This is a genomic window from Bacillus cereus group sp. BfR-BA-01381 (genome assembly GCF_022663555.1).
Taxonomy (GTDB): domain Bacteria; phylum Bacillota; class Bacilli; order Bacillales; family Bacillaceae_G; genus Bacillus_A; species Bacillus_A pacificus.
The window spans coordinates 1-7260 of sequence record NZ_JAKUFR010000148.1 but is presented as its reverse complement, the minus strand read 5'-3'; the positions used below and the strand labels follow the sequence as shown (position 1 = coordinate 7260).

The window sequence follows — 7260 nt, the reverse complement described above, 5'->3', positions numbered from 1 at the left end:
AATCCTTAACCTTTGCATCAATTCTGTACACTCCACTTATATCCAATTCCCCACACCGTTTGAATATATGTATTTTCTCTGTCATATACACTAAGCTTTGTTCTAATTTTCTTTATATGCTCAACTACAGTAGAAACATCACTTTCACTATCATATCCCCAAATCTTTTCAAACAGCTGCTCTTTCGTCAAAACTTGACCAGCATGAAGTGCTAACATTTTCACAACTTCATACTCTTTTTTTGTAAAATGAATTTTTTCTTTCCCAGTCATTATTTCGTAGTTTTGCAAATCTATTAATATACTTCCATAGCGTAAAAATTCCTTTTGATCCACCATTCTTAAATCTGTCGTACGGCGCAAATTGGCAACAATTCTCGCTTTCAACTCTTTTAAACTAAATGGCTTACTAATATAATCGTCTCCACCAATCAATAAACCTTCTATCCGAGACCGTTCACTACTATCCGCACTTAAAAATAAGATTGGGCATGCATAAGACTCTCTCATCTTCTCGCAAACTTTAAACCCATTCATATCTGGCAACATAACGTCTAAAATAATGAGATCCACGCTATTATCTAATTTTTTCAAAGCTTCTTCACCACTTAATGCACTTCTTACTTCATACCCTTCCATGACAAGACTATCTTCAATAAATGTAAGAATATCTGGTTCATCGTCTACAAGTAGTATTTTGCTCGTCACGGCAAGCCCCTCCTAATTAAATATATCTTTTTTACACCAACTAAACATAGCCGCTATTGCACATCCTCCTAAAATTGTACCATTTATTAGGTAAAATGTTCCTTTCCCCTCACTTAATATTCTTAGAATTGATTCACTTCCAATTACAAAATAACTTAATTCTTCATTCACATATAAACTTGCTACTAATAAACCAACTATTACAAAATACGTAATGATAGCGTTTTGAAAACACAGACTTACAAAACTACTCAACATTGTTAAAGCACTTGCTATAAACCATAGTATTAAATAATATTTTACAGTATATAAAATAGAAGCATTCGCACTATAAATGACTTGTTTATCTAAAAAGAATGTCTCTTCTGCACGCCTTATAAAAAATGTTCCATATATATAACTCTCAATGAATGCCATTAACAAAAACAAACTTACAATGCTCATTTGAGTAATCCATTTCGCCAATAATAATTCCCATCTACCTACGGGACGAATCATAACAAGCCGATACGCACCAGATGAAATTTCACCATTAAAACTATCAATAAATAAGATTGGAAAAATTAATAAGAATAACGTAAAATACCATTCTCTTGTAACTGCGACAGGAAAGTTTAAATTACTTAAGATTGCTTCTGTTCCTTTTGTATCATAAATAGCAACTCCAAAAGTATGAACCCATACGCTATGCAAAATAAGTAGCAGCCCAAAAATAACTATTAATACTTTCGTCTTTTTTCTATTAAAAATCCGTTCAAATTCACTTATAAGTATTTGTCTCATTCTTCACACCTCACACAAAATTATCTTTTTTCCCTATCCAATAAACTGTTACAGTATTACAAACAACAATATATAGTAGTAAAACTACAGATCCAAAAAGAATCATTCTTGAACTACCAGATAAAGATATAGCAATTCCTTCATGTTGCAATTTAATTAAAGAAGAATAATTAATATAAAGAACAGTCGGGGATTTGCCTATCACTAACGCCATCGCTGGGTATCCAAAGGAAAATATAATGAATCCCATACCGAGAAGAGTCGCACTTGTTGTCGATTTACTTATAACCGACAGCATAATTAATATGCTAGCCATTGCTATTAAAGTAAGATAAGCAATTCCGTAATAAGAAATACAGTATAAGAACACGCCAAGTGCATTCGTTTTTTCCGTATGATAAAACAAAAGAATATTCGGTTCATGCTCAAAGAAAATATAGCCAATACAATAACTGCAAATAAAATAAACACTTATAAATAGCAAACTTACCGCTACTATCGTAATTATTTTTGCAATCAGAACCTCCGAATACGTATATGATCTTTGGATTATCATCCTAATTTGACCGCTATGATACTCTTGAGCAAACACAAGAACAATTAAAACGAGTAAAACAAGATTACATATACTCATAAGCATTTCAGATAATGCAAGGACAGGGAACGAATTCGCATATGTATAATCAACCGCTATCCTTTCGACCTCTTGATTATGTTTTAAATAGTACTTAGCAGCCCCAAGTAACATCACTGGTATCATTAAAAAACAAAGCCATGTTACTTTCTTCGCCCAAAGCCGCTCCCATTCCGAGCGTACTAACATCATCATGAGCTCATCATCTCCACGAAAATATCTTCTAATTCTTTATTCCTTCCTTGTACTTCTTCCGTCGTTCCCCGCCATATTAATGATCCTTCTCGAATCATGACCCATGAATCACACATAAGCTCCAATTCACGAATTAAATGACTAGAAATGAAGAAAGTAATTCCCTTCTCACGCTGTAAATCGAGTACAATTTTACGAAGCTGCTTAATTCCAACTGGATCCAATCCATTAGATGGTTCATCCAAAATGATAAAATCTGGATCCCCAAGAAGTGCCTGTGCAATACCTAAACGCTGCTTCATCCCTAACGAATACGTACCAACCTTATCGTCAGCACGATTTTCTAAACCGACGATTTCTAATACTTGCTGCACCTTTTTTTCAAGAACTTCTCCATCAGTGCGTAGCGTAATCCTCCCTAAATTCCGTAAATTTTTTCTTCCTGACATATAAGAGAAGAAAATTGGAGCTTCTACAATTGCCCCTACATGCTGAAGAGCTTCTTTTCGACTTTTTTGTACGCTAATTCCATTAATTAAAATTTCCCCTTCATTGGGTCGAATTAACCCCATAATTGTTCGAATAAGAGTTGTCTTCCCAGAACCATTTGGCCCAACAAAACCACAAATCTCATTTTTATAAACAGAAAAAGACATATGACTTAGCAACGTTCTCCCCTTCACCTTTTTCGTCACATCTCTTACTTCTAAAACCGCTTTTTTCATCTCTACCGCCTCCTTACTCTAAGAATAGAAGGTAAAAATAAACAATTTATAAACAAATAAAAAGAAGTTACCCTCACGGCAACTTCTTTCCCATATACCCCATCCAGTATCAACCGGATTATATCAGCGATTTTTCAAATATATCGACGATTTCTCCACTTATATCAGCGATTTTTTCATTATATCGACGGTTCGACACAGGATATCGACTTACCGACATTCTTCGACAATCAAGACGCTCAACATACCCTATCCCCCAAGCAATTTACTGCCGAACTCTACGATTAAAAAGATAATTAATAGGATCGCGAGTATTTTTAATGCTACATACGCTACTTTAAAAACAGCATAAATGAGCAAGACGATTAAAATAATCGTTAAAATTTCCATCTAGAATTCCTCCAAGCTTTGCTCTTCTTATCTTATTTTACTCGCCCCACACTTTTTATGGAACGGCATAAGACGACATAGAAAAAAGAGGATACCTCACCCATCGTAAGATACCCTCTTCTTTAGCTGCTCAAACCATTCTCTCTCTAATTGTAAATATCCCATTTCACTATTCTCAGCACTCTTCAATTCTTTATCCGCTTTCCTCATATAAACGTTGGAAGCTTCCATATCGCCCTCTACATATTTCACAATTCCTTGTGTACGATAATACCCATGTAAGTCTATTTTTGTAATAGCCTTCCCATGTTCTTTCGCTTCTTCTAAAGAAAGACGATCTATCTCATAAAGAGCTTTATATAAAAGATACCAACTATGAAAACTACTAACGAAAAATTTATTCTCTTTCGTTACAGGTAGTTGAACAATTGTTTCTACATACGGTATCGCTCTTTCCATTCCCTCTTGATCCGCCCTGGCATAAAAAACGAGCATAAGTCCACTCATTATATCTCTTATACTTTTATCCTCTTTTAATTTTTCCTCACTAAGCTCTATTAATCTCTCATCCCAATCTTTCGGCCTTTTATAACTAAATAATTCACTCGATACTTGAATGTTATATAAATGCTGCCCAGCCTTTTCATCATCTTTAATTAAAATAAGAAATTGCATGCCATCACTCAAAAACGTTCCTTTTATCGGTACGATTGTAGCTGCAAAAATCACAAAGTGTAAAACAGAAAAATATAAAAGATATTGATAATAACTCATCATGTATATGTAACCGAAAGTAATACCAAATAATAAACTCGTAATCGGTCCACCTAAAGTCATCCACGCCCATTTTTTTGAAAGATTCGGTGTCTCTATAGAAGGAGGCACTAACATCGCCACGCCTCCAAAGTACATCCACAATTTATTTTCTCGAATGCGTACTTTCCCCTTCTCTTTTTGAAAAGTAATCGGCCCTACTGTCATAAATTTAAAATTCAAACCACCTATTAAACCAAACACTACATGTCCTAGCTCATGAATAGCTAGCACTAATAAAAAAATCCCAAATAATTCCCATACATCCAATATTACTTCTAATTTCCCAGTTCGGATTACTCCGTATAAAATGGACAAAACCAACGCCGCCGTCATTGAACCAGCTGGCCTTCTTAAAATATCCACCTTTTTCTCCCCTTAGTAAATCATTTTTCTCTGCATTTCGTACATGAACTTTCCGAGATGCAATATCCAAATAAATGAGATTAAACCAATTAATACAAAGTCGATATCACTAGCCGCCGTATATATAACGGCAGCCCACCATACATATGCCAATATTGTATTCGTAAATTCATACGCTTTATATCCAGCCTCATGCACAATGTGCTTTAATCCTTCATCTGCGTTTTTCGTCCACATTTTCATAGATTCCATATATGTTACACCTTGTTCAGGATATAGCTTGTTATAACGATTTTTTGTTATGAGCCCACTAATCACTACAATAGTTAAACAAACAATAGAAGCTACTAAATTCCACACTGCAAATGAAACATTTGTATCCTGCAACAGTGCACGTCTACATGCAATAACTGCATATACAAACCATGCCTGCGTAACTATATCACCTACACGTAAATATATACTTATAATGCCTAATTTTCTGCCTTGTACACTCTCTTCTTCATCGCGTGCCTCCGCTAACATACGTGTATTCTTCCAAGTATAGTACATCATTAAAATTCCAAAAATAGTACATATACCTATAAATGTATTGGATGATAATTTTCTCGGTTCATCCGAGAGTAAATCTAAAGCTATATAAGATGTTAAAAAACCACCCATCATACTTAATGCCATTTTCCCCAAAAAATCAAATTGTTTTTTTCGTTTACTCTTCACCATCATCTTCCCCCTCCACCAACATAAATATTTCCTCCACCGGTACGTTGAAAATTTGTGCAATTTTTAACGACAATACGATAGATGGTGCATAATCCCCGCGCTCAATTAAACTAATCGTTTGCCGCGATGATCCAATCGCTTTCCCTAAATCCCCTTGTGATAAACGATGCTTTGCCCGCAATTCCCTCACTCGATTTTGAAGCTTCATGTCTTCCCTCTTTTTCATTTATTTAATTAAAATTGTAAATAATATCCTTATTCTTGTCAATTATAATTGTCATTTTGACGTTAATAATTGACAAGAATAAAGATATATTATGATGGAAATAACCTATATAATGAATGTGAAATATTAAACAAAGGAAGTGACCTATGAATAAAACATCTACTTTTTTCTATATTCTTACTAAGCTTACAGCGACTTTCTTTTTATTATCACTTATTAGCACGCTTCTCTTAACAACTAGTCAACCAACATTATATAGTTTCTTAGCTGGATTACGAGAACTACTATATATTCCCTTCGTTCCTGTCCTTGCGGTATATGCAATTTTTTGTTCTATTTGCATAGATAAATTGAAATTAAAAACACATACAAGACTGAAGACATTATTACTTTATATTTTTTGCGGCTATTTATTTTTTCTTCCCTTTTTAATATTTAAAGAAGCTGATCTAATACAGTTCTTGTTCCTCGGATCAATCGGAGCAGTATGTTCTCTTTCTTTCTATTTATGTACAGTCATAGCAACAAAATTTAAGTGGATACCGTATTTCGTACCAAGCATTATGCTTATTATATTTATCACAATTAACTTAGTAGATATAGAAAGGGTTGGAACATCAAAAGAACAATGGGGCGAAACAAAAACCGATAACTCTTTCGAAGCATCTTTTCAACATTTTAGTGGTGAACATAAAGTCCCAATTGAATTAAAACGAGGTGACATATTAGAATTCACTATTGAATCACGAACTGATAATTCGAATGGCTACATAGGGGACATAAAAATGGCTAGTGAATTTCAAGAGGAAGAAAATTATTTAGCTCCAGCTGGTCCTAATACGTACCATTTCGCAGCAATTAAGACAGGTACTTATTACATTATAGTTAGCGGAAATCAATTAAAAGGAAAGTTGAAAATAGATTGGAACATCAAATAAAAAAGGCAGTGCATCTGCACTGCCTTCCTAAATTCTGACATAGAATGGATTCCATATTAACTTGCGTTTTGTAAGAATGCTCGTTTTAACTGTTTGCGGAAACGAACTCCTAACGTAATTGCTACAATCGCAATCACTCCAAAAATAATTTTACCGATGTGACCTTCTAGCGCTCCAAAAATATCATGCAAGTTTCCACCTAACCAGTAACCACCGATTAAGAAGAATGATACCCAAAATAGAGCACCTGAGTAAATTGTAATTGCAAAACGGCGGAATGGTAAGTTAATAATTCCTGCAAAGTATCCTGTAAAGTGACGTACACCAGGAATAAAGAAACCGATAAAAATCAAGAAGTATCCATACTTATCAAACCACATTCTTGTTAAGTCGATTTTTCTTTGTGTTAAAAATACGTATTTCCCATACTTTTGAACAAAGGGCATTCCTAATTTATTTCCTAAAAAGTATTGGATTGTCATTCCTACACTTGTCCCAATAAAGGATAGGATAATTAAAATCGGTAAACTTAAATCACCCTTATGTGCTAAAAATCCCGCATATGCTAACGTTGGCTCTCCCGGAAACGGAAGTGCAATATATTCTAACAGCAAACCAACAAGTACAACATAGTACCCGTATTGCTGAAATAATTCATGAATCCATTCCATGTCATCTCTCCTTTCAATCACGTGCAACTTCTTACTAATATTGTATAAAAAAATTGTCGAAATAACTATCACAATAGCTTACATTTTTA

General features: G+C 34.2%; 10 protein-coding genes. 1 reads left to right on the top strand and 9 read right to left on the bottom strand.

Features of this window, described 5'->3' with window-relative positions:
- Window positions 1-17: 17 nt before the first annotated feature.
- The 8 genes from MR079_RS27155 to MR079_RS27120 form a co-directional block, all read right to left on the bottom strand.
- The gene (locus MR079_RS27155) at window positions 18-707 is read right to left on the bottom strand and encodes a response regulator transcription factor (protein WP_016718853.1); all 690 of its coding nucleotides are present in this window, start codon (window positions 705-707) and stop codon (window positions 18-20) included.
- Between the two features lie 12 nt (window positions 708-719).
- A complete protein-coding gene (locus MR079_RS27150) occupies window positions 720-1490 on the bottom strand; it encodes an ABC transporter permease (protein WP_139868260.1) in 771 nt (256 codons plus the stop codon).
- Window positions 1491-1500: 10 nt separating this feature from the next.
- On the bottom strand, window positions 1501-2319 hold the full coding sequence (locus MR079_RS27145) for an ABC-2 transporter permease (RefSeq protein WP_139868263.1): 819 nt from the start codon (window positions 2317-2319) through the stop codon (window positions 1501-1503).
- Complete coding sequence (locus MR079_RS27140; RefSeq protein WP_242294985.1) at window positions 2316-3044, bottom strand: ABC transporter ATP-binding protein; 729 nt, start codon at window positions 3042-3044, stop codon at window positions 2316-2318. Before MR079_RS27140 ends, MR079_RS27145 begins: the two co-directional genes overlap by 4 nt.
- 249 nt (window positions 3045-3293) lie before the next feature.
- Window positions 3294-3434, bottom strand: coding sequence for a DUF3985 family protein (locus MR079_RS27135; protein WP_000404782.1), 141 nt, complete (start codon window positions 3432-3434; stop codon window positions 3294-3296).
- A gap of 96 nt (window positions 3435-3530) precedes the next feature.
- Window positions 3531-4583, bottom strand: coding sequence for a M50 family metallopeptidase (locus tag MR079_RS27130; protein ID WP_242294986.1), 1053 nt, complete (start codon window positions 4581-4583; stop codon window positions 3531-3533).
- 42 nt (window positions 4584-4625) lie between these two features.
- Window positions 4626-5336 (bottom strand): DUF3169 family protein, encoded by a 711-nt coding sequence (locus MR079_RS27125; protein WP_242294984.1) that lies wholly within the window; start codon window positions 5334-5336, stop codon window positions 4626-4628.
- A complete protein-coding gene (locus MR079_RS27120) occupies window positions 5323-5544 on the bottom strand; it encodes a helix-turn-helix transcriptional regulator (protein ID WP_000776164.1) in 222 nt (73 codons plus the stop codon). The genes MR079_RS27125 and MR079_RS27120 overlap by 14 nt, the downstream gene beginning before the upstream one ends.
- A gap of 164 nt (window positions 5545-5708) precedes the next feature.
- Here MR079_RS27120 and MR079_RS27115 point away from each other — a divergent pair, with 164 nt between their 5' ends.
- Complete coding sequence (locus MR079_RS27115; RefSeq protein ID WP_242294983.1) at window positions 5709-6500, top strand: hypothetical protein; 792 nt, start codon at window positions 5709-5711, stop codon at window positions 6498-6500.
- A 56-nt stretch (window positions 6501-6556) separates the two neighbouring features.
- On the opposite strand, the gene MR079_RS27110 is transcribed toward MR079_RS27115, so the two are convergent.
- Window positions 6557-7171: a DedA family protein gene (locus MR079_RS27110; protein ID WP_000454756.1), complete on the bottom strand. Its 615-nt coding sequence runs from the start codon at window positions 7169-7171 to the stop codon at window positions 6557-6559.
- Between the last annotated feature and the right edge of the window lie 89 nt (window positions 7172-7260).

Excerpts from the sequence above, each read along its gene's own strand:
- MR079_RS27140 (WP_242294985.1), bottom strand. The coding sequence starts at position 3,044 with ATGAAAAAAGCGGTTTTAGAAGTAAGAGATGTGACGAAAAAGGTGAAG.
- MR079_RS27145 (WP_139868263.1), bottom strand. The coding sequence starts at position 2,319 with ATGATGATGTTAGTACGCTCGGAATGGGAGCGGCTTTGGGCGAAGAAA.
- MR079_RS27150 (WP_139868260.1), bottom strand. The coding sequence starts at position 1,490 with ATGAGACAAATACTTATAAGTGAATTTGAACGGATTTTTAATAGAAAA.
- MR079_RS27130 (WP_242294986.1), bottom strand. The coding sequence starts at position 4,583 with ATGACGGCGGCGTTGGTTTTGTCCATTTTATACGGAGTAATCCGAACT.
- MR079_RS27115 (WP_242294983.1), top strand. The coding sequence starts at position 5,709 with ATGAATAAAACATCTACTTTTTTCTATATTCTTACTAAGCTTACAGCG.
- MR079_RS27120 (WP_000776164.1), bottom strand. The coding sequence starts at position 5,544 with ATGAAGCTTCAAAATCGAGTGAGGGAATTGCGGGCAAAGCATCGTTTA.
- MR079_RS27125 (WP_242294984.1), bottom strand. The coding sequence starts at position 5,336 with ATGGTGAAGAGTAAACGAAAAAAACAATTTGATTTTTTGGGGAAAATG.
- MR079_RS27110 (WP_000454756.1), bottom strand. The coding sequence starts at position 7,171 with ATGGAATGGATTCATGAATTATTTCAGCAATACGGGTACTATGTTGTA.
- MR079_RS27135 (WP_000404782.1), bottom strand. The coding sequence starts at position 3,434 with ATGGAAATTTTAACGATTATTTTAATCGTCTTGCTCATTTATGCTGTT.